The organism is Dactylosporangium vinaceum, assembly GCF_019904175.1.
Lineage (GTDB): Bacteria > Actinomycetota > Actinomycetes > Mycobacteriales > Micromonosporaceae > Dactylosporangium > Dactylosporangium vinaceum.
On record NZ_CP061913.1, the window covers coordinates 8,201,439 to 8,221,780 of the forward strand.

The 20,342-nt window shown below is 70.9% G+C and carries 22 protein-coding genes; 6 read left to right on the forward strand and 16 right to left on the reverse strand.

The features are described 5' to 3' along the window. Positions 1-64 precede the first annotated feature (64 nt). From tatC to Dvina_RS36875, 5 genes are all read right to left on the reverse strand, one after another. Positions 65-1,003, reverse strand: coding sequence for a twin-arginine translocase subunit TatC (gene tatC / locus Dvina_RS36855; RefSeq protein ID WP_223094047.1), 939 nt, complete (start codon positions 1,001-1,003; stop codon positions 65-67). An 80-nt stretch (positions 1,004-1,083) separates the two neighbouring features. Continuing rightward, the gene (gene tatA, locus Dvina_RS36860) at positions 1,084-1,350 is read right to left on the reverse strand and encodes a Sec-independent protein translocase subunit TatA (RefSeq protein ID WP_223094049.1); all 267 of its coding nucleotides are present in this window, start codon (positions 1,348-1,350) and stop codon (positions 1,084-1,086) included. A gap of 192 nt (positions 1,351-1,542) precedes the next feature. After that, a complete protein-coding gene (locus tag Dvina_RS36865) occupies positions 1,543-1,809 on the reverse strand; it encodes a hypothetical protein (RefSeq protein ID WP_223094051.1) in 267 nt (88 codons plus the stop codon). 10 nt (positions 1,810-1,819) lie between these two features. Next, positions 1,820-2,767 carry a helix-turn-helix transcriptional regulator gene (locus tag Dvina_RS36870; protein ID WP_223094053.1) on the reverse strand — a complete coding sequence of 316 codons (948 nt, stop codon included), beginning with the start codon at positions 2,765-2,767 and terminating at the stop codon, positions 1,820-1,822. Beyond that, positions 2,764-3,777, reverse strand: a complete 1,014-nt coding sequence (locus Dvina_RS36875; RefSeq protein ID WP_223094055.1) for a helix-turn-helix transcriptional regulator — start codon at positions 3,775-3,777, stop codon at positions 2,764-2,766. The genes Dvina_RS36870 and Dvina_RS36875 overlap by 4 nt, the downstream gene beginning before the upstream one ends. Positions 3,778-3,883: 106 nt before the next feature. Between Dvina_RS36875 and Dvina_RS36880 the strand changes: the two genes are divergently transcribed. Further along, a complete protein-coding gene (locus Dvina_RS36880; RefSeq protein WP_223094057.1) occupies positions 3,884-4,963 on the forward strand; it encodes a DUF3866 family protein in 1,080 nt (359 codons plus the stop codon). A gap of 70 nt (positions 4,964-5,033) precedes the next feature. Here the strand turns inward: Dvina_RS36880 and Dvina_RS36885 are convergent, their stop codons facing one another. The 6 genes from Dvina_RS36885 to Dvina_RS36910 all read right to left on the reverse strand — a co-directional run bounded on the left by Dvina_RS36885 (position 5,034) and on the right by Dvina_RS36910 (position 9,267). Beyond that, positions 5,034-5,609 carry a hypothetical protein gene (locus Dvina_RS36885; RefSeq protein ID WP_223094059.1) on the reverse strand — a complete coding sequence of 192 codons (576 nt, stop codon included), beginning with the start codon at positions 5,607-5,609 and terminating at the stop codon, positions 5,034-5,036. Then, complete coding sequence (locus tag Dvina_RS36890; protein WP_223094061.1) at positions 5,606-5,827, reverse strand: hypothetical protein; 222 nt, start codon at positions 5,825-5,827, stop codon at positions 5,606-5,608. Before Dvina_RS36890 ends, Dvina_RS36885 begins: the two co-directional genes overlap by 4 nt. A gap of 34 nt (positions 5,828-5,861) precedes the next feature. Next, positions 5,862-7,220: a Pup--protein ligase gene (gene pafA / locus Dvina_RS36895; RefSeq protein WP_223094063.1), complete on the reverse strand. Its 1,359-nt coding sequence runs from the start codon at positions 7,218-7,220 to the stop codon at positions 5,862-5,864. A gap of 35 nt (positions 7,221-7,255) precedes the next feature. Next, on the reverse strand, positions 7,256-7,855 hold the full coding sequence (locus Dvina_RS36900) for a dTDP-4-dehydrorhamnose 3,5-epimerase family protein (protein ID WP_223094065.1): 600 nt from the start codon (positions 7,853-7,855) through the stop codon (positions 7,256-7,258). A gap of 49 nt (positions 7,856-7,904) precedes the next feature. Continuing rightward, a complete protein-coding gene (rfbA, locus tag Dvina_RS36905; protein ID WP_223094067.1) occupies positions 7,905-8,774 on the reverse strand; it encodes a glucose-1-phosphate thymidylyltransferase RfbA in 870 nt (289 codons plus the stop codon). A 319-nt stretch (positions 8,775-9,093) separates the two neighbouring features. Next, positions 9,094-9,267: a hypothetical protein gene (locus tag Dvina_RS36910; protein ID WP_223094069.1), complete on the reverse strand. Its 174-nt coding sequence runs from the start codon at positions 9,265-9,267 to the stop codon at positions 9,094-9,096. A 204-nt stretch (positions 9,268-9,471) separates the two neighbouring features. Between Dvina_RS36910 and rfbB the strand changes: the two genes are divergently transcribed. From rfbB to Dvina_RS36935, 5 genes are all read left to right on the forward strand, one after another. Then, the gene (rfbB, locus tag Dvina_RS36915) at positions 9,472-10,464 is read left to right on the forward strand and encodes a dTDP-glucose 4,6-dehydratase (RefSeq protein WP_223094071.1); all 993 of its coding nucleotides are present in this window, start codon (positions 9,472-9,474) and stop codon (positions 10,462-10,464) included. Continuing rightward, complete coding sequence (gene rfbD / locus Dvina_RS36920; protein WP_223094073.1) at positions 10,461-11,327, forward strand: dTDP-4-dehydrorhamnose reductase; 867 nt, start codon at positions 10,461-10,463, stop codon at positions 11,325-11,327. Before rfbB ends, rfbD begins: the two co-directional genes overlap by 4 nt. Continuing rightward, positions 11,324-11,725 (forward strand): DUF2304 domain-containing protein, encoded by a 402-nt coding sequence (locus Dvina_RS36925; RefSeq protein ID WP_223094075.1) that lies wholly within the window; start codon positions 11,324-11,326, stop codon positions 11,723-11,725. The genes rfbD and Dvina_RS36925 overlap by 4 nt, the downstream gene beginning before the upstream one ends. Further along, positions 11,712-12,413, forward strand: a complete 702-nt coding sequence (locus Dvina_RS36930; RefSeq protein ID WP_223094077.1) for a glycosyltransferase family 2 protein — start codon at positions 11,712-11,714, stop codon at positions 12,411-12,413. The genes Dvina_RS36925 and Dvina_RS36930 overlap by 14 nt, the downstream gene beginning before the upstream one ends. A gap of 79 nt (positions 12,414-12,492) precedes the next feature. After that, positions 12,493-14,172, forward strand: a complete 1,680-nt coding sequence (locus Dvina_RS36935; protein ID WP_223094079.1) for a hypothetical protein — start codon at positions 12,493-12,495, stop codon at positions 14,170-14,172. Positions 14,173-14,285: 113 nt separating this feature from the next. On the opposite strand, the gene prcA is transcribed toward Dvina_RS36935, so the two are convergent. The 5 genes from prcA to arc all read right to left on the reverse strand — a co-directional run bounded on the left by prcA (position 14,286) and on the right by arc (position 20,280). Beyond that, positions 14,286-15,158, reverse strand: a complete 873-nt coding sequence (gene prcA / locus Dvina_RS36940) for a proteasome subunit alpha (protein WP_223094081.1) — start codon at positions 15,156-15,158, stop codon at positions 14,286-14,288. A gap of 174 nt (positions 15,159-15,332) precedes the next feature. Next, complete coding sequence (prcB, locus tag Dvina_RS36945; protein ID WP_223094083.1) at positions 15,333-16,175, reverse strand: proteasome subunit beta; 843 nt, start codon at positions 16,173-16,175, stop codon at positions 15,333-15,335. A gap of 395 nt (positions 16,176-16,570) precedes the next feature. After that, on the reverse strand, positions 16,571-16,786 hold the full coding sequence (locus tag Dvina_RS36950) for a ubiquitin-like protein Pup (protein WP_223094085.1): 216 nt from the start codon (positions 16,784-16,786) through the stop codon (positions 16,571-16,573). Positions 16,787-16,833: 47 nt separating this feature from the next. After that, the gene (gene dop, locus Dvina_RS36955; RefSeq protein WP_343217049.1) at positions 16,834-18,351 is read right to left on the reverse strand and encodes a depupylase/deamidase Dop; all 1,518 of its coding nucleotides are present in this window, start codon (positions 18,349-18,351) and stop codon (positions 16,834-16,836) included. Between the two features lie 162 nt (positions 18,352-18,513). Continuing rightward, on the reverse strand, positions 18,514-20,280 hold the full coding sequence (gene arc / locus Dvina_RS36960) for a proteasome ATPase (RefSeq protein WP_223094087.1): 1,767 nt from the start codon (positions 20,278-20,280) through the stop codon (positions 18,514-18,516). Positions 20,281-20,342 lie beyond the last annotated feature (62 nt).

The window sequence follows — 20,342 nt, forward strand, 5'->3', positions numbered from 1 at the left end:
ATCGGCACCACACGGCAGCGGCGCCCCGGGTGAGCCCGAGGCGCCGCTGCCGCTGAACGCTTGCTTACGTGATGTCGTCCCAGCGGCTGTCGAGCGGCCGGGGCTTCTCCACCGGGGTCGGCGCCGCCACCGGGGACGGGCCGTCGACGGGGTCGTAGCCGTCGATCGGGCTCGCCGCCTCGACCGGTTCGACCTCGTAGTCGTCGAGCGAGGAGACCTCGTCGTCGCCGATGCCCGCGTAGGACGGGCGGTTGCGGCCCTTGCGCTTGTCGTTGACCAGGGCGAAGACCACGGCGGCGAAGTACAGGATCGACATCGCCAGGGCCAGGAACGTCATGCCGAACGGGTCGGCCGTGGGGGTGGCGACCGCGGCGAAGACGAAGAAGATGAAGACCGCGATGCGCCACCAGCCGAGCAGGCGCTTGCCCGTGGCGATGCCGGCGATGTTGGCCAGCATGATGCCCAGCGGGAACTCGAAGGCGACGCCGAAGACGAGCATCATGCCCGTGACGAAGTCGACGTACGACATCGCCTCCAGCATGATCTGCGTCTGCGGGTTGATGAAGCCGATGAGGAATTCGAGGCCCTTGGAGACCACGATGAACGCGAGCACCGCGCCGGCGGCGAAGAGCGGGGCGGCCAGGCCGGCGAACACGTAGGCCCAGCGGCGCTCCTTGCGGTGCAGGCCGGGGGCGACGAACGCCCACAGCTGATACATCCAGAAGGGCGCCGACACGATCAGGCCGACCCACAGCGAGATCTTCAGCTTCAGCAGGAGCGGATCGGTGACTTTGAGCGCCACGAACCCGCACTTCCAGCCCACCGGCAAGCCCCCGCCGGTGGCCTGGCGTTCGAGCTTCTCCGCCAGCTGACAGTAGGGGTCCTGCAGGATCTGCAGCACGTGGTTGGACAGCAGGTATCCGACGATCATGCCCAGGACGATCGCGATCGACGCCCGGAAGAGCCTGGTTCGGAGCTCCCGCAGATGCTCCAGCAGGGTCATGGAGCCATCTGCGGCACGCTCGAAGTTCGACGGCTGCTTACTGCGCCGCCGGGCGATGATGCTCACGACCGGAGCGCGCCTCAGCGCTCGCGTGCGTGATCAACCGGGTCGACGCGGGGGGTCGGCGACGGCTGGTTGTCGGCGATCTCGCCCCGCAGCGGCTCCCGGCCCGACTGCGCCTCCGCCTTGGCGTCGACGTCGTCGTCCTGCAGGCCCTTGGTCTCGGCCTTGATGATCCGCATCGAGCGTCCCAGCGCGCGGGCCGCGTCGGGCAGCCGCTTCGCGCCGAACAGCAGGATCAGCACCACCACCAGCACGATGATGTGCCACGGCCTAACTGCACCCATGTGAAGCCACCTCACTGTATTCGAGCTGCCGCACCCATCGTACTGACCCCTGGAGAGTGAGGGCAGTGGCCTGGGGGTTGCGGTCTCGGGTCAGGCCCCTGAAGTCCTGACGAGTGTTGACGCTGGTCCGCCCGATCGTCAACCATCCGTCCGGACAAAGGTGCACTTTGCCCGTTTAATCCGCCAGGATTGTTAACTGTTCTCCACCTGCGCGGCCTTGAGCGCGGCGCGCTCCTGCTGCTGGGCCGCCATGGCCTCGAGCTGCGGAACCACCAGCTCGACGGTCTGCTGGAGGGCGGCCAGACGGGGCTCGACCCGGCGCTGCCCGTCGACGAGCCGCGCCTGCATGGCCCGGGCCGCGTTGTCGAACGCGCGCAGCCGAGCCATGACGGCCAGCGCGACGTAGACAAGGACGACGAGTGAAAGCACCACGAGAATCCCGGAAATCCACCACAGCACGAGCTCGACCCTAATGCACGTACGCGGCGAGCGCTGAGTTCGCCTCGGCGACCACCGCTTCGGCGAGTGCGGGCGGCGCGACCACCGTGACCTCGGCGCCGAGGCGCATCACCAGGCGGCGGGCCCAGTCGAGGTCGGAGGCGCGCAGGGAGACGGACCAGTGCTCGCCGGCGCTGCGGTCGACGCTCTCGCACGGGTACTGCTCCACGATCCACCGCGCCCCCCGGCCCACCCGCAGCGTGATGAGCGGCAGGTCGGGCGTCGGCGTGAAGAGCGTGCCGGTGCGGGTGTCGATCGGACGGGCCTTCGGGGGTACCTGCGCAGGCTCGTCGAGCTCGCAGGAGGCGTCGATGCGGTCCACGCGGAACAGCCGGACCGCCTGGGCCCGCCGGCACCACGCCTCCAGGTAGGCCCACCGCCCCACCACCAGCACCCGCATCGGATCGACGACCCGCTCGGTGGTCTCGTCCCGGGTCGCCGTGTAGTAGGTGATCCGCAGCGCCCGCCGCCGGTCCACGGCCCCGCGCAGCTCCTCGAGCCGGTCGGAGGCGCCGGGCAGCCGCACCGCGACGGGCGCGTCGGCCAGGTCGCCGGCCGCGTGCTCGATCTTCGCCAGGGCCCGGTGGACGCCGTCGCCGGCCGTCACACCCGGGGTCTCGGCAAGCATCCGCAGCGCCACGATGAGCGCGAGCGCCTCGTCGGGCGTGAGCCGCAGCGGCCGGCCGATCCCGGCGTCGTAGGTGAGCGTCACGCTGTCGCCGACGAACGCCATGTCGATGAGGTCGCCGGGGCCGTAGCCGGGCAGCCCGCACATCCACAGCAGCTCGAGGTCCTCGCGCAGCTGCCGTCCGGTGATGCCCTGGTCGGCGGCGGCCTCGGCGATGGTGATCCCGGGCCGGGCCTGCAGATACGGCACCAGGTTGAGCAGCCGCGCGAGGCGGTCCGCAGAGTTCGTCATGCCGGCACCCCGATGGGTGGCGGCGGGGCGGCGGCCGGGTCGGTGTCGTAGGCCGAGGCGATGGCGCGCAGCCGCTTCACGACCTCGGCGCGCACCTCCGGCGGGTCGAGCACGACCAGGTCGGCGCCGTAGCCCACGAGCCAGCCGGCGAACTGGTCGACGTCGGAGTAGCTCAGCGTCAGCCGGTCACCGTCGGGCGTCTGGACGCAGTCCTCGGCCCATCGACGTACCCCCGCCGCCTTGCCGGTCTTGACAAGCACGGTGGCCCGGCCCGTGCGCTCGACCGGTCCGCTGAAGCCCGCGACCTTCGCGATCAGGTCGGTCTTCGGCGGCTCGTAGGCGTCTCGGCGGCCGATCCGGCGCACCGCGCTGACGACCCGGGAGAGCCGGAAGCAGCGCTCGGCGCCGCGGTCGAGGTCGTGGCCCACGACATACCACCGGCCGCGCCAGCACACGACGCCCCACGGCTGCAGCCGCCGCACCCCGGCCCCGTCGCGCTCGGGCACCTCGTAGGAGAACGAGACGGCCTGCCTGTCGCGCACCGCCGCGGTCAGCGGCTCGAACGCCGGGTCGACAGTCACGACCGTCTCGACGCCGAGCGTGGCGTGCGGGTCGACGTCGATCCCGCCGGCCCGCAGCTTGGCCAGGCCCGACGACGCGGCCGCGGCCAGCCCGGTCTGCTGCCACAGCCGCACCGCGATCCCGACGGCGGCGGCCTCGTCGGGCGCGAGGGTGATGTCGGGCAGCGCGTATTCGCGCCGCGCGATCCGGTATCCCTGCTCCTGGTCGAAGATGCTGGCCGTGCCCATTTCGAGGGGGACGCCGAGCTCGCGCAGCTCCGACTTGTCCCGCTCGAACTTGCGCTGGAACGCCTCATGGTCGCGCTCGTCGTTCGGATCGTGCTCGTAGCCGGGCACGATCGCCGCGATCTGCTCAGCGGTCAGGAAGCGGCGCGTAGCGAGCAGGCAGATCACCAGATTCACCAGGCGCTCGGTTCGAGTCCGCGACACGGAAGCGAACCTACCAGCCCGAACGCCTGTTCTGCGCCACCCGTGCGGTGAGCGTTCACACCGTCACCACAAGACCGCGCTGCGTCGCTGCGTTACGGTGTGTGCCGTGATCAGGTGGCGCTGGGGGACGGTCGTGCAGGCCCGCCGCGAGTGGCGCGGGAGCCTGGAGCTCGACGTCACGGTGGACAAGCGACGAGCGGAAGATCCGGATTCGGTACGCGCACTGGCCTACCCGTCGCTCGTCGGACGACCCCGGGCGGGTGACCGCGTCCTGCTGAACCTCAACGCGCTCGCCCTCGGCCTGGGCACCGGCGGCTACGCGCTCGTCGTGGCCGTGCCCGACAACCTCCCGGACGATGTCGACGTCCCCGGCCACGTGGTCAAGGCGCGGTACACCCCCCTGCAGGCGGTCGTGCTGGCCGCCGACGAGGAGGCCTCTCCCCTGCGCTCCGCCCTGGCCGGCGCGGCCTCGCTCGACGGCCTGCCGGTGGTGGTGGCCGACCTGCACTCCGCCCTTCCCGCCGTGCTGGCGGGCGCGCTGGCCACCCGCCCCGACCTGCGCGTCGCCTACGTCATGACCGACGGCGGCGCCCTGCCCGCCTGGTTCTCCCGCACCCTCGACGCGCTGAGCCCGCTGCTGGCCGGCACGGTGACGACCGGCCAGTCGTTCGGCGGCGACCTGGAGTCCACGAACGTCCACAGCGGCCTCCTCGCGGCCCGCCACGGCCTGCACGCCGACCTGGCGATCGTGACGCAGGGCCCGGGCAACCTCGGCACCGGTACCCACTGGGGGTTCTCGGGGGTGGCGGCGGGCGAGGCGGTGAACGCGGCGGCCGCCCTGGACGGCCGCCCGGTAGCCGCGCCCCGCATCTCCGACGCCGACCCCCGCCCCCGCCACCACGGCGTCTCCCACCACAGCGTGACCGCGTTCGGCCGGGTGGCCCTGGCCCCGGCGGACCTGGTGATGCCGTCCGACCTGGCACCCGACCTGGCCGCGGCCGTCCGCGCCTCACTGTCCGCCCTGTGCCCGCCCCACACCCTCGTCGAGGTGCCGTCGCTGGACCTCGCGCCCGCGCTGGCCGGGCTGCCGGTGAAGCTCTCGACGATGGGCCGCGGCCTGGCCGAGGACACGGCGTACTTCCTGTCGGCAGCGGCCGCCGGCCGACACGCCGCCGCCCTCGCCTGACGCCACGCCGGCGGCCACGTGCCGAACCGACACCTTCCGGCGCCACCGGAGCCCGTTCGGGACTGAGTGCTTACGCCTTGGAAAGCGCGGTGTTCGCCACCGAGCGGAGCTGGGACAGGTGGTCGGCGTTCGGTGCGGCCGCCACGACCAGGTACACCGCCACGATCGCCTTGCCGCGGCGGGTCAGCAGCGTCTTGGACCTGTCCGACAGCGCCGCCTCCCCCACGCCGCCGACGGCCTCGAGGGACGCGATGGTCGTCCACAGCTTCGCCGCCTGCGAAGGGTCGGCAAACGTCAGCGCCACCACTGTCACCTGGTCGCCGGCCGGGCTGCCGAAGGGGCACATCCGCGCTCGGGCGTTGAGGCCGAGGGTCTGGACCGCCTGGCCGTACTGTGCGACGGCCGCCGCCCCGTCGCCGGCGCTCGGCTGCACGGGTAGCCCCGTGGTCTGCTGGACCTGACCGGCCGCGATGAGACCCTGGCAGCCGTCGGAGTTGACGACCGGGCCCAGGGACGGCGACGGCAGCGGGGCCAGGGAGACGTCGGCGGTCGTGGTGGGGGCGACCGGCAGCGGGGTGTGGTTGGCGCCTTCCGTGCAGGCGGCCAGGCCGAGAGTCAGGAGCAGCGGCGCCAGGCGACGGATCACGAGTAGACCACGATCAGGATGAAGAACGCGATGATCGCGACCAGGATCAGCGCGAGCACCCACGTCGGGTACTTCGGCCCCACCGTGCGGTTGCGCTCGACCTCGTCGCGGATGCGCTGGAGGCGGCGCCCGAACCGGTTGCTGGCGGGGCGGTCCGGGTTGAAGTCGGCTCCGAGCTTCTTCGGCGTCGGGGGCGGCTGGTCGGGCAACTGGTCCATAGCCCGGCCAGCCTAACCCCCGAAGCGGGAACCGTCACATGCTCGCGATGAGCCGGTCCACCCGCTCGTCGTAGGCGCGGAACGGGTCCTTGCACAGGACCGTGCGCTGCGCCTGGTCGTTGAGCTTCAGGTGCACCCAGTCGACGGTGAAGTCGCGGCGGCGCTCCTGGGCGTGGCGGATGAACTCGCCGCGCAGGCGGGCGCGGGTGGTCTGCGGCGGGGTCTCCTTGGCCTCGAAGATGTCGAGGTCGGTGGCGACCCGGTCGACGGAGCCGCGCTTCTCCAGCAGACCGTAGAGGCCGCGGCCGCGGCGCAGGTCGTGGTAGGCGAGGTCCATCTGGGCGACGCGGGGGTGGGACAGGGGCAGGTCGTGCTTGGCCTGGTAGCGCTCGATCAGGCCCAGCTTCGTCACCCAGTCGATCTCCCGCTCGACCTCCTTGTGGTTGCCGCTCTCGACCGCGCCGAGCACCCGGCCCCACAGCTCCATGACGCGCTTGGTCGCCGCATCGGCGCCGCGGCGGTCCAGGAACTCGGTGGCCTTGTCGAAGTACTCCTGCTGGATCTCCAGCGCCGAGATCTCCTTGCCGCTGGCGAGGCGGACGCGGCGGCGGCCGGTGATGTCGTGCGACACCTCGCGGATGGCCCGGATCGGGTTCTCCAGCGAGAGGTCCCGCATCGCGACGCCGGCCTCGATCATCCGCAGCACGATGTCGGCGGTGCCGACCTTGAGCAGCGTGGTGACCTCGTTCATGTTCGAGTCGCCGACGATGACGTGCAGGCGGCGGTAGCGCTCGGCGTCCGCGTGCGGCTCGTCGCGGGTGTTGATGATCGGGCGGGAGCGGGTGGTCGCCGACGAGACGCCCTCCCAGATGTGCTCGGCTCGCTGGGACAGGCAGTACACGGCGCCGCGCGGGGTCTGCAGCACCTTGCCCGCGCCGCAGATGAGCTGACGGGTCACCAGGAACGGGATCAGGATGTCGGCCAGGCGGCCGAACTCGCCGTGCCGGCTGACAAGGTAGTTCTCGTGGCAGCCGTAGGAGTTGCCGGCGGAGTCCGTGTTGTTCTTGAACAGGTAGATCTCGCCCGCGATCCCCTCGTCGTGCAGCCGGCGCTCGGCGTCGACAAGCAGACCCTCGAGAATGCGCTCACCGGCCCGGTCGTGAACGACCAGATCGGGTACCGAGTCGCATTCGGGGGTGGCGTACTCCGGGTGGGAGCCGACATCCAGGTAGAGGCGCGCGCCGTTGCGCAGGAAGACGTTGCTGGAACGGCCCCACGACACGACGCGCCGGAACAGATAACGGGCGACCTCGTCCGGCGACAGGCGGCGCTGTCCCCGGTAGGTGCACGTGACCCCGTATTCGGTCTCAAGGCCGAAAATTCGCCGGTCCATGTACAGACATTAGCCGCCTGAACGCCGATTCGAACCTATTGGAAGCGGAGACTTTCGGTATACCTCTGGCAGGTGGCGTAATCCGGCAGCCGCCCTTCCGCGCGCAGCTGCGCGAGCGACGGCGCCGCAGTGTCCCGGGCGGAGAGGATGGGCTCGTCGACGGGCCACCGGATGTCGAGATCCGGGTCCAGCGGGTGCAGGGTGTGCTCCCCCGTCGGATTGAACGTCTCCGACACCATGTAGGCGAGGGTGGCGTCGTCGGTCAGGGCGCACACGGCGTGGCCGAGGCCCTCCCCGAGGTACACCGCGCGCCGCTCCTCGTCGTCCAGCTGCACGCCCTCCCAGAGGCCGAATGTCGGGGATCCGACCCGCAGATCCACGACGATGTCCAGGACCGCCCCGCGGATGCAGCTGATGTACTTGGCCTGCCCCGGCGGGACGTCGGCGAAGTGCACGCCGCGCACCACCCCGCGGGAGGACACCGACAGGTTCGCCTGGGCCACCCGCAGCGGGTGCCCGATCTCCGCGGCCAGGTGGTCGGCGCGGAAGATCTCGGTGAACAGGCCCCTGGGGTCCCCGTGCACGACGGGGGTGATCTCCCAGGCGCCGCCGATCGAGAGCTGTCGGATCTTCACGAACTCATCTCCGTAGCGTGTCGGTCGTCGTGCAAAGCACCCCGAGTGGCTAATTCTGCCAATCGAGCAGGTTCAACAGATACTCGCCGTACCCGCTCTTGCGCAGCGGCTCGGCGAGCTCCCGGAGCCGCACGTCGTCGATGAGCCCGGCCCGCCAGCAGACCTCTTCCACGCAGCCGACCTTGAAGCCCTGCCGCTCCTCGATGACCCGCACGAACTCGGCCGCCTGGACCATCGTGTTGAAGGTACCGGTGTCGAGCCAGGCGGTGCCGCGGTCCAGGACGGCCACGTGCAGCTCGCCCATCTCGAGGTAGGCCGCGTTGACCGCCGTGATCTCCAGTTCGCCCCGGTCGCTGGGCTTGAGGTCGCGGGCGATCTGGATGACGCGATTGTCGTAGAAGTACAGACCGGGCACTGCGTATCGGGATTTGGGCTTGGCCGGCTTCTCCTCGATCGACAGCACGCGGCCGTCGGCGGCGAACTCGACGACGCCGTAGTCCTGCGGGTTGCTCACCGGATAGGCGAACACGCGCCCGCCGACGAGGTTGCCGTTGTCCGACAGCCGCTGCCCGAGCGCGCCGCCGTGGAAGATGTTGTCACCGAGCACGAGCGCCACGGTGTCGTCGCCGATGAAGTCGGCGCCGATGATGAACGCCTGGGCCAGGCCCTCGGGCCGGGGCTGCGCCGCGTACTGCAGCTTCAGCCCCCACTGCGAGCCGTCCCCGAGCAGCCGCTCGAAGGCCTCTTGGTCCTCGGGTGTGGTGATGACGAGGATCTCGTTGATGCCCGCCATGACGAGGGTCGTGAGCGGGTAGTAGATCATCGGCTTGTCGAAAACGGGCATGAGCTGCTTCGACACAGCCTTGGTCAGGGGCCACAGACGTGAGCCGGTCCCGCCGGCGAGGATGATGCCGCGCACCCGGCCACCGTACGGGACTCCCGCAGCCGGGGTCTAACGGCCCGCTGGCGCAGTTACCATGACCAGTTGGGCAACATTTCTCGAACTCGTGCGAATTTGGCCGCATGTCGCGGCGGCGCGCATCTGCTGAACCTCGGGCGCTGCGCCGCTACTCCGACGCCTGGTTCGCCACGGCCAAGCGCCGACGGCGGGCGACCTGTCCGCCCGCTTCCCGCGGCGCCGGCGCGGGCTCATGCCGGTGCGCTGGTATCACGGAACATTCACTCTCAAGGAGCTCGAGCTCAGGCTGACGACGGCATCCGGGCGCCCACCGCTGTGGCTACGCCTGGACGAAGGCCGCCACCGCCGCCGAATCCGCCAGGTCCAGCACGAAGCCGCGAAGACCGTTGTCACGTGGGCGGTGCAACAGCGGATCGGCACGCTGATCGTCGGCGACCCGCGCACCGTCCTCGACCTGGCCGCGGGGCCACGGCACAATCTCCGGCTCCGGCAATGGCAGATCGGCCGGGCCATCGCCGTGCTCCGCGACAAAGCCGAACTCGCCGGGATCGCCGTCTCGTCAGTTGGCCGGTCACGGCCCGCCCCGCTCCGTCATGGGCATGCGGGGAGTCGCTCGTGCGCACCATGCGGCGAGGAACCACAAACACCACCCCGGCCGGGGCGATGATCGTGGTAGTGCCACTAGACTCCTGGCCCTGTGAGAATCCTCGTCACCGGCGGTGCCGGTTTCATCGGCTCGCACTACGTGCGCACGCTGCTCAGCGGGGGGTACCCCGCCTACGCCGGCGCGGCCGTGACCGTTCTGGACAAACTCACCTATTCGGGTAACCGGGCCAATCTGGCGCCGGTCGCGGGCGATGCCGGGCTCACGTTCGTCGAGGGTGACATCTGCGACGCCGCGCTCGTCGGCGAGCTCATGCCCGGCCATGACGCCGTCGTGCACTTCGCGGCCGAGTCGCACGTCGACCGCTCGATCCTCGGCGCCGGGCCGTTCGTGACCACCAACGTGCTCGGCACCCAGGTGCTGCTCGACGCGGCCCGGGCGGCCGGGGTCGGGCGGTTCCTGCACGTGTCGACGGACGAGGTGTACGGCTCCATCGAGGACGGCTCCTGGACCGAGGAGTGGCCGCTGCAGCCCAACTCGCCGTACTCGGCGTCGAAGGCCGGCTCGGACCTGCTCGCACTCGCGTACCACCGCACCCACGGGATGGAGGTGGTGGTCACCCGGTGCTCGAACAACTACGGCCACTACCAGTTCCCCGAGAAGGTGATCCCGCTGTTCGTCACGAACCTCATCGACGGCGGGACGGTGCCGCTGTACGGCGACGGCGGCAACATCCGCGACTGGCTGCACGTGTCCGACCACTGCGCCGGCATCCAGCTCGCCCTCGAAAAGGGCCGGGCGGGCGAGGTGTACAACATCGGCGGTGGCCGGGAGCTGACGAACCGCGAGCTTACCGAGGCCCTGCTCGCCGCGACCGGACGCGAGTGGGAGTCCGCGGTGCGCTACGTCGAGGACCGCAAAGGACATGATCGGCGGTACTCCCTGTCGATCGACAAGATCCGCAACGAGCTCGGATACACCCCCCAGGTCACGTTCGAGCAGGGCATCGCGGAGACGGTCGCCTGGTATCAGGACAACCGCGCCTGGTGGGAGCCGCTCAAGGCGCGGGCGGCGCTGGGCTCATGAGCGGTCCGCAGCGAAGCGCAGGCCACACGGCCAGGTTCCTCGTCACCGGCGCCGGCGGCATGCTGGGCCGTGACCTGCTCGCCGTCCTGGCCGACCACGACGTGACAGCGGCGACCCGGGCCGAACTCGACATCACCGACACCGCGAAGGTCAGCGACCTCGTCGACGGCCACGACGTCGTCATCAACGCCGCGGCCTGGACCGACGTCGACGGCGCCGAGGCCGACGAGGCCGCCGCGACGGCGGTCAACGGCACAGGCGTCGAGGTGCTGGCGCAGGCGTGTGCGGCGACCGGCGCCAGGCTGATCCACGTCTCCACCGACTACGTCTTCCCCGGCGACGCCACCGAGCCCTACGCCGAGGACGCCCCGACCGACCCGATCAACGCCTACGGCCGCAGCAAGCTGGCCGGCGAGCGCGCGGCGCTGCGGCACGGCGGCCATGTCGTGCGCACCGCCTGGCTCTACGGCGAGACCGGCCGGAACTTCGTGACCACGATGCTCAGGCTGGCCGGCGAGCGCGAGTTCGTCGAGGTGGTCGACGACCAGCTCGGCCAGCCGACGTGGTCGCGCGACCTGGCCGAGCGCCTGGTGCAGCTGGCACTGGCGGACGCACCCGCCGGCGTCTACCACGGCACCGCGTCGGGCCAGGTCACCTGGTTCGGGCTGGCCCAGGCGGTCTTCGCGGAGGCCGGCCACGACCCGGCCCGGGTCCGCCCGACGACGAGCGCCGCCTACGCCCGCCCGGCGAAGCGCCCCGCCTACAGCGTCCTCGGCCACAGCCGCTGGGCCGCGGCCGGGCTGGCGCCCATGCGCCAGTGGCGTGCCATGCTGCATGACATGGTCCCTGGAGTCGTCCGGTGAAGCTCACGATCGTCACCGGCCTGACCGCCCTCGCGGTGCTCGCGTTCATGGTCGAGCTGCTGCGGCGCCGGCAGCTGCAGGAGAAGTACGCCATCCTCTGGCTGCTCGTCAGCATCGTCATGCTGCCGCTGGCGTTCTTCCCGTTCATCACCGACAAGACGGCGCGGCTGCTCGGCATCGCCAGCGGCGTCAGCCTGGTGCTGTTCCTCGGCATCGTCTTCCTGCTCCTGGTCACCGTGCACCTGAGCTGGGAGGTCAGTCGCCTGGAGGAGGAGACCCGGACCCTCGCCGAGGACCTGGCCCTGCTCCGCAGCGAGCTCGGCCGGCCGCGGCCCCAGGACGAGATCCCCCACGAGGCCCTCGAAGCGCAGGGAACGGCACCCGATGATCAACGGTAAGAAGGTACTGATCATCATCCCGGCCTGGAACGAGTCGGGGTCGATCGCCGAGGTCGTCCGCGAGGTCCGCGGCGAGCTGCCCTCGGTCGACATCATCGTGGTCGACGACGGCTCCGCCGACGACACCGCGATCAAGGCGGCCGGCGCCGGGGCGATCGTGGCGAAGCTGCCGTTCAACCTCGGCGTCGGCGGGGCCATGCGCACCGGCTACCGGTACGCCCGCGACCACGGCTACGACGTCGCCATCCAGGTCGACGCCGACGGTCAGCACGACCCGCGGTACATCCCGAAGCTCGTCGACGCCCTCGACGAGCACGACATGGTGATCGGGGCCCGGTTCGCCGGCGAGGGTGGCTATGCGGTCAAGGGCCCGCGCCAGTGGGCGATGAAGATGCTGTCGGTCGTCCTGTCGCGGCTCTCCCGCACGAAGCTGACGGACACGACGTCGGGTCACCGCGCGGTGAACCGGCGCACCATCGAGTTCTTCGCGCACTGGTACCCGGCCGAGTACCTCGGCGACACCATCGAGGTCCTCGTCCGCCTGGCCCGCAACGGCTTCAAGATCACACAGATCCCGGTGGCCATGCGCCCGCGGATGGCCGGCACCCCCAGCAACTCCCCGGTGAAGGCCACCATCTACCTCGGCCGCGCGTTCGTCGTGCTGCTCCTGGCCATCATCCGCGCGTGACCGGTCCGCGGCCCGAGAGCCGGCGGCTCCACTTCCCGTGGCGCGGCGGCCGCGGGACGGTGGAGGGGGCGGCGTAGACGTGGCGCTGCTGCGGGCGTTCGAGGACCACGGCTACTGGCCGGAGTACAGCACGTTCCTCCTCCGCGACGCCGGGCGCGGATCGCCGGCCCGGGTCGGCGGCCTGCTCGCCGAGTACGCGGTCCGGACCGCCCCGTGCGGCTCCATCGCCCGGGCCGGCGACGGCTGGGTCGACGCCCAGGCCGCCGGCCGCTACCAGCACGTGCGCCTCGAGGCCCACGACGACCGGCCGCCGCCCGAGCCGGGCTGGCCCGAGCTCGTCGAGACACCCTTCAACACCGCCGGCGTCGTCGGCCTGTCCATGGTCGCCAGCGGGGTCCGCGACGCCTTCCGGCTGGGCGACCCCGGGCTGTACCGCCTGCGCCTGGGCCGCCGCCACGACCCCGACGACCCCGACGGCAGCGCGTACCTGCTGCAGTTCTGGCCCGTCGAGGCCCCCGTCGACCCGCCCCGGTGGCTGGCCCGCGACCACCCGCTCCTGCGCGCCGACCGCCGCGCCGACGACCTGCGCGACGCCGTGACGGATCTCGTGATGCTCGTCCTGTGGGCGGGCGAGTCGGGTGACGTCCTGACCGTCGCCCGCATCGCCGACCGCCTGCAATGCCCGGCCCTCGACGCCCGCGCCGTGCTGGCCCGCGCGGTCGCCGACGGCTTCGTGACCGGCTACGCCGACCAGCCCGAGGAGGAGCCGCTCACCCTCGCGGTCCACGGCCGGCCCGAGCCGCCGCCCCGGATCGCGGCGCCGCCGACGCAGCTCGTGCCCCGCGCCGCGTACTCCCGGTCCACGGCCCCCGAGGGCCCTCCCCCGAAGGCGGGCTTCGCCGGCTCCGGCGGCGAGCTGATCGTGTGGCGCGACGGCTCCCCCGTGCAGCTGGCCCACTGGCCGCGCGCCCAGATCCGCCAGGCCGTGCAGACCCGCCACGGCACCGTCCTGCTCGCCGCCGACCACCAGGCCGCCCTGATCCGCCCGGACGGCGAGTTCGTCCTGCTGGGCACCGCTTTCGGCGGCCGCGCACACGTCGACGACCAGGGCGAGCGGCTGGCCCTGACCGAGCGCCACGTGGGCCGCAGCACGTGGTTTCGCATCCACTGCTTCGACCTGGCCGACGGCACCGACCACACCATGCCACCCGGCCGCATCGACGGTCTGAACGCCGCCACCCACGGCATCATCGACGGCCGCGTCCACGCCTCGATCGGCCGCGAGAGCGTGACCTGGCGCCCCGGTTCCGAAGAGCCGATGCCGCTTCCGTACCGCCTCAGGCAGCTCGACCCCCACAGCGCGACGATCCTCGCGCAGTCCCCCACCGCGCCGACGATGCTCGTCTGCGCCGACGGCGGGCCACGCCCGCTGGACGTGGACCCCGTCGCCGGCCTGGCCCCGGGCGGCCGCTGGCTGCACACCTGGGACCACGACCCGCCGGCACTCGTCCTCTACGACCTGCCCGACCCGAGTGAGGCCCGCCGCGTCGCCCTGCCGCGGGGCAGCGCCGTGGGCCCGGCCGGCGGCGTGGTCTGGGAGGACGCGACCCACATCCTGGTGCCGGCGCAGTACGGAGCGAACGAGCTGGGCGTGCCGCTGGCCCGGGTCGACGTCGTGTCCGGCGCGTTCGAGGCCGTCGCGCTGCCGGCCGCGGGCCAGTCCCGGCCGACGCTGGTCGAACCCCTCTGGACCGCCTGACCGGCGCGACCGCGCGCCGGCGCTCGGCAGTCCCCGGCAACGGCGGAGGGGCACCACCGGCGACGGCCGGTCGTGCCCCTCTATGCTGCCTGAAGCTGCGGTCGCGCCCGGTGCTACTCGGCGTCGCCCTTGTCGGCCGTGTCGCTGCTGGGCTTGGGGTCGCCCGGCTCCGCGGGGGCCGGGGTCGGCCCGCCGGACGCGTTGTCGGCCGGGGTGCTCGGGGAGGCCGGCGGCTGCGGCTTGTCCTCGAGGCCCTCCTCGATGTCGGCGTCCTTGGTGGTGCCCGACGTGTCGTCGAGGATCGCCGTCAGGGCCAGGCCGGTCAGCCGGCGGAAGGTCCGCCCGGGCCGGTTGCGGTCCAGGACGGCGACCTCCAGCTGGTGGGCGGCCAGGGTGCGCGGCTGGCCGTTTTCGCCGCCGACGCTGGCGAGCCCCTCGACGGCGAGCTTGAGGGCTTCAGCGAGCGTCTGGTCGGGCCGCAGGCGGCTCTTGACGGCGGTGGCGACGGCGTCGGACTGGCCGCCCATCGTGACCATGCCCTGCTCGTCCTGGACCGACCCGTCGTAGGTGATCCGGTAGAGCTCGTCGTCCTCGGCCGTCAGCCCGGCCTCGGCCACGCAGATCTCCACCTCGTAGGGCTTCTGCTCCTGCGTGAAGATCGCGCCGAGGTTGCGGGCGTAGAAGTTGGCGATCTGCCGCCCGGTCACGTCCCCGCGCGCGTAGGAGTATCCGTGCAGGTCGGCCAGCCGGACCCCGGCCGAGCGCAGCGCCTCGAACTCCGGATAGCGCCCGACCGCCGCGAACCCGATCCGGTCGTAGATCTCGCTGACCTTGTGCAGCGCGGTGGAGAGGTTCTCGGCCACGAACAGCACGCCGCCCTCGTAGCTGAGCACCATGACGCTGCGACCGCGAGCAATGCCCTTGCGCGCGTACTCCGAGCGGTCCCGCATGATCTGCTCGGGCGAGGCGTAGAACTGCATGGCCACGGTGGCGGACTCTCCTTCAGCTCGGTTGGTACGCGTGCGGTGGTGCTGCGTCCAGGTGGTGCTGTGTCCAGGTGGTGCTGTGTCCAGGTGGTGCTTCGTGCCGGTCGCGGCGACGCCCGCGGTCGCTGCGGGCCGGCGGTGGAGCGGTGGTGGAGCGTGCGGGCGGTGGGGCGGTCAGGGCGTCGGGTTCTCGGAGCGCTCGGCGATGATCTGCTCGGCCACGGCCCGGGTCTCGTCGTCGCCGTAGCGGCGGGTGCCTTCGACAGTGGCGGTCATGATCACCGGGAAGATGTTGCGCAGGAGGTCGGGGCCGCCGGTGGCGGTGTCGTCGTCGGCGGCGTCGTAGAGGGCCTCGATGGCCAGCTTGACGGCCTCGTCGGTGGTGACGCCGGGCCGGTAGCGCTTCTTCAGCGACGACTTGGCGAAGAGCGAGCCGGAGCCGATCGAGTCGTAGCCGCGCTCCTCGTAGACGCCGCCGGCCACGTCGAAGCTGAAGATGCGGCCGGCCTTGTCGACGCTCTTGGCGTCGACGTCGAAGCCGGCGAAGAGCGGGACGACGGCCAGGCCCTGCATGGCCGCGCCGAGGTTGTTGCGGACCATGCTGGCCAGCCGGTTCGCCTTGCCCTCGAGGGAGAGCATGCTGCTCTCGATCTTCTCGTAGTGCTCGAGCTCGACCTGGAACAGCCGGATCATCTCCAGGCCGAAGCCCGCGGTGCCGGCCATGCCGACGAGCGAGTAGGCGTCGGCCGCGAAGACCTTCTCGATGTCGCGCTGGGCGATGAGGTTGCCCATCGTCGCGCGCCGGTCGCCGCCCATGAGGACGCCGTCGGTGCAGGCGATCGCGACGATCGTGGTGGCGTGGGCGCTCACGCCTTCGGCCGCCATGCCGGGCGGCAGCGGCCGCCGTCCGGGGAGCAGCTCCGGCGCCACGCTCGACAGAAACTCAGTGAAGGACGAGCTCCCGGCGGCGTGGAACGCGGCGGGCGGGCGCCCTGAGTGGTCAAGACCCGACGGCAACGGAGCCCCTCCTTGGTCGCTGTGGTGACGTGCTGGTGATCGACTGTAGTGCCCAACAATACGCCGCCCGACAGCTCCCTCGCGGCGCGCCGCAACGCTGTGGGCGAACACGCACCGGACGAACCATCGAGACCCGGCCTGACCTGCACCGTCCCCGAACCACCGGCCCGACACGCCTGCCCGACCATTGCCGGACCGCTGCGGCGGACCCGCGAGCCGATGGTGCGCACGCCGGACGGTTGGTGCGCGATGGTGCTGACCCGGCCCCGCGCGCATGACTCCGGCCCGGCCGAACGCTCATCCCCGCCGGAGTCGCACGGCGCCGGCGGCGGCGGTGGATGGGTGAATGGGCACCGCCCGCCCGGGGTGACCCGGACGGGCGGCGGTGGGTGCGGCTACTCGCCGCCCTTCTGCACGTATCCGCGGACGAATTCTTCGGCGTTCTCCTCGAGCACGGAGTCGATCTCGTCGAGGAGGTCGTCGACGTCCTCGCCCAGTTGCTCGACCCGCTCGGCTGTCTCCGGGTTGACCTCGGGCGCGGCGACGTCCTGCTCTTCGTCACGCTTCGACTTCCCGGACTGGGACTGCCCGCCCGTATCCCTCGTAGCCATGCTTCATCCTCCTCGGGGGGACCACCATACGTACCGCTGCATCGAACTTACCCGGAAGTGATCGCTTCGAGCAGATCCTTCGCGCTCGGGCATTTGTCGAACAGGGCGCCCACGTGCTTCTTGGTCCCTCGCTCGGGCTCCATCATCGGCACCCGCACGAGGGACTCGCGGCCCACGTCGAAGATGACGGAGTCCCAGCTGGCCGCCACCACCTCGGCCGGGTACTTCGCGAGGCAGCGGCCGCGGAAGTAGGCCCGGGTGTCGTCCGGCGGCTCGACGATCGCCCGCTGGACCTCGTCCTCGGTGAACAGCGTCGCCATCGAGCCGCGGGCGACGAGCCGCTGGTAGAGGCCCTTGTCGGGGCGTACGTCGGAGTACTGCAGGTCGACGAGCTGCAGCTTGTGGGACGACCAGCCGAGGTTCTCGCGCTCGCGGTAGCCCTCCAGGAGGCGCAGCTTGGCCACCCAGTCGAGCTCGCCGGCGCACAGCATCGGGTCGCGGCCGAGCTTGTCGAGCGCGTCCTCCCAGCGGTCGAGCACGTCGAGGGTGATCTCGTCGGCGTCGTCGCCCTCGCGGCCCTCGACGAAGGCCCGGGCCCGCTCGTAGAACGCCCACTGGATGTCGAGGGCGGTGAGGCGGCGGCCGTCGCGCATGCGGATGAGGTGCTTGAGCGACGGGTCGTGGCTGACGTTCTTGAGCTCGGTGACCGGGTCGGCGATGCCCAGGTCGGACGGGAGCGCCTTCTCCTCGATCATCCCGAGGATCAGCGAGGTGCAGCCCACCTTGAGGTACGTCGAGATCTCCGACAGGTTCGCATCGCCGATGATCACGTGCAGGCGCCGGTACTTGTCCGCGTCGGCGTGCGGCTCGTCGCGGGTGTTGATGATCGGCCGCTTGAGGGTGGTCTCCAGCCCGACCTCGACCTCGAAGAAGTCGGCGCGCTGGGAGATCTGGAAGCCGGGGCCGGAGCCGTCCTGGCCGATGCCGACCCGCCCGGCGCCGCACACGATCTGCCGCGTCACGAAGAACGGGGTGAGGTGCATGACAATGTCGGCGAAGGGTGTCTGCCGGCGCATGAGGTAGTTCTCGTGCGTGCCGTAGCTGGCGCCCTTGTTGTCGGTGTTGTTCTTGTACAGGTGGATCGGCAGCGTGCCCGGGATGGTCGCGGCGCGCCGGGCGGCCTCGGCCATGACCCGCTCGCCGGCCTTGTCCCACAGGACGATGTCCCGGGGGTTCGTCACCTCAGGGGTGGAGTACTCGGGGTGGGCGTGGTCGACGTAGAGCCGCGCGCCGTTCGTCAGTATCACGTTGGCCAGGCCGAGGTCCTCGTCGGCAAGCGCCTCGGCCGGGTCGTAGAGCGCACCCGAGTAGGTGAATCCGCGGGCGTCGCGCAGCGGCGACTCCTCCTCGTAGTCCCAGCGGGCCCGGCCGTTCTTGGAGAGCTCGGGCCGCGCCCCGTAGGCATTGACCACCTGGGAGGACGTGACCATGGGGTTGGCACCCGGCTGACCGGGAACGGACACCCCGTATTCGACCTCGGTACCCATCACGCGCCGCACACTCATGAGACAACCCTAGTCGTATCGTCGGCGACCCGGCCCACTCACGTGGGCCAGTTTCCCTGCCGGGAGCAGCGGGGCGGCCGGCAGGACTCAAGCGGAGCTACCCCGCAAGCTTAAGCGGGCGGTGACCCATCGGTCACCGCCCGCTCATCGTTCAATCATGATTTACAGGTATTGGCCGGTGTTGGTGGCCGTCTCGATGGAACGGCCGGCCTCGGCGCCCTTGCCGCCGGAGACGAGCGTGCGGATGTACACGATCCGCTCGCCCTTCTTGCCGGAGATCCGGGCCCAGTCGTCGGGGTTGGTGGTGTTGGGCAGGTCCTCGTTCTCCCGGAACTCGTCGACACACGAGTCCAGGAGGTGCTGGAGGCGCACGCCCTTCTGGCCGCTGGCGAGGAAGTCCTTGATCGCCATCTTCTTCGCCCGGTCGACGATGTTCTGGATCATCGCGCCCGAGTTGAAGTCCTTGAAGTACAGGACCTCCTTGTCGCCGTTGGCGTAGGTCACCTCGAGGAAGCGGTTCTCCTCGGTTTCGGAGTACATCCGCAGGACGACCGCGTCGATCATGGCCGCGACTGTCGCGTCCTTGGAGTCGCCGTGCTCGGTGACGTCATCCTTGTGCAGGGGGACGTCGGTGAGGATGTACTTCGAGAAGATGTCCTTGGCCGCCTCGGCGTCCGGTCGCTCGATCTTGATCTTCACGTCGAGCCGGCCGGGGCGCAGGATGGCCGGGTCGATCATGTCTTCCCGGTTGGATGCGCCGATGACGATGACGTTCTCCAGGCCCTCGACGCCGTCGATCTCGCTGAGGAGCTGGGGGACGATCGTGTTCTCCACGTCGGAGGAGACGCCGGATCCGCGGGTGCGGAACACGGAGTCCATCTCGTCGAAGAACACGATGACGGGTGTACCCTCGCCGGCCTTCTCGCGCGCCCGCTGGAAGATCAGCCGGATGTGCCGCTCGGTCTCGCCGACGTACTTGTTGAGCAGCTCAGGACCCTTGATGTTGAGGAAGTAGCTGGTCTGCCGCTCCTCGCCGCGCCGCTCGGCGATCTTCTTCGCCAGCGAGTTGGCCACCGCCTTCGCGATGAGGGTCTTGCCGCAGCCGGGCGGCCCGTAGAGCAGCACGCCCTTCGGCGGGCGCAGCTTGTGCTCTCGGAACAGCTCGGCGTGCAGGAACGGCAGCTCCACCGCGTCGCGGATCTGCTCGATCTGCGACGACAGGCCACCGATGTCGTGGTAGTCGACGTCGGGGACCTCCTCCAGGACCAGCTCCTCGACCTCACTCTTCGGGATGCGCTCGTAGGCGTACGCCGAGCGCGGCTCGATCATGAGCGAGTCGCCGGCCCGAATCGGCTGGTCGGCAAGCGTGTGCGCCAGGTAGACGATCCGCTCCTCGTCCGCGTGCGAGACGACGAGGGCACGGTCACCACCTTCGAGGATCTCCTTCAACATGACGACCTCGCCGGCCCGCTCGAACCCGAGCGCGTCGACGATGTTCAGGGCGTCGTTGAGCAGGACCTCCTGGCCTCGCTGCAGCTCCTCGGTCTCGATGGCCGGTGAGACTGCCACGCGCAGCTTGCGCCCGCCGGTGAAGACGTCGACAGTGCCGTCGTCATGGCGGGCGAGGAAGACGCCGTAGCCGCTCGGCGGCTGCGCCAGGCGGTCGACCTCCTCTTTCAGCGTCACGATCTGGGCCCGCGCCTCCTTGAGGGTGGCGACGAGCCGCTCGTTGTTTTCGGTCAGCCGGGCAATCTGCGCCTGCGCTGCGGCGAGCCGCTCCTCGAGCTGTCGCACGTGTCGCGGGGTCTCCGTCAGCTTGCGCCGCACCAGGGCGAGTTCCTCTTGAAGAAACGCGACCTGCGTGGAGAGATCGTGGGCGTCCTTCTCCCATCGTGCGGCGCGCGTCTCCGCGTCGTCGCTGCGTGCCACGTCCCACCTCCCCGGGGGCTTTGAACGTTGTGCTCTAACACTAACTGCTCTTCGGCGGTTCG

Coding starts and splice junctions, on each gene's coding strand:
- Dvina_RS36870 (WP_223094053.1), bottom strand. CDS start 2,767: ATGACGAACTCTGCGGACCGCCTCGCGCGGCTGCTCAACCTGGTGCCG.
- Dvina_RS36890 (WP_223094061.1), bottom strand. CDS start 5,827: ATGGACCAGTTGCCCGACCAGCCGCCCCCGACGCCGAAGAAGCTCGGA.
- tatA (WP_223094049.1), bottom strand. CDS start 1,350: ATGGGTGCAGTTAGGCCGTGGCACATCATCGTGCTGGTGGTGGTGCTG.
- Dvina_RS36950 (WP_223094085.1), bottom strand. CDS start 16,786: ATGGCTACGAGGGATACGGGCGGGCAGTCCCAGTCCGGGAAGTCGAAG.
- rfbD (WP_223094073.1), top strand. CDS start 10,461: ATGAGCGGTCCGCAGCGAAGCGCAGGCCACACGGCCAGGTTCCTCGTC.
- tatC (WP_223094047.1), bottom strand. CDS start 1,003: ATGACCCTGCTGGAGCATCTGCGGGAGCTCCGAACCAGGCTCTTCCGG.
- pafA (WP_223094063.1), bottom strand. CDS start 7,220: ATGGACCGGCGAATTTTCGGCCTTGAGACCGAATACGGGGTCACGTGC.
- dop (WP_343217049.1), bottom strand. CDS start 18,351: ATGAGTGTGCGGCGCGTGATGGGTACCGAGGTCGAATACGGGGTGTCC.
- Dvina_RS36930 (WP_223094077.1), top strand. CDS start 11,712: ATGATCAACGGTAAGAAGGTACTGATCATCATCCCGGCCTGGAACGAG.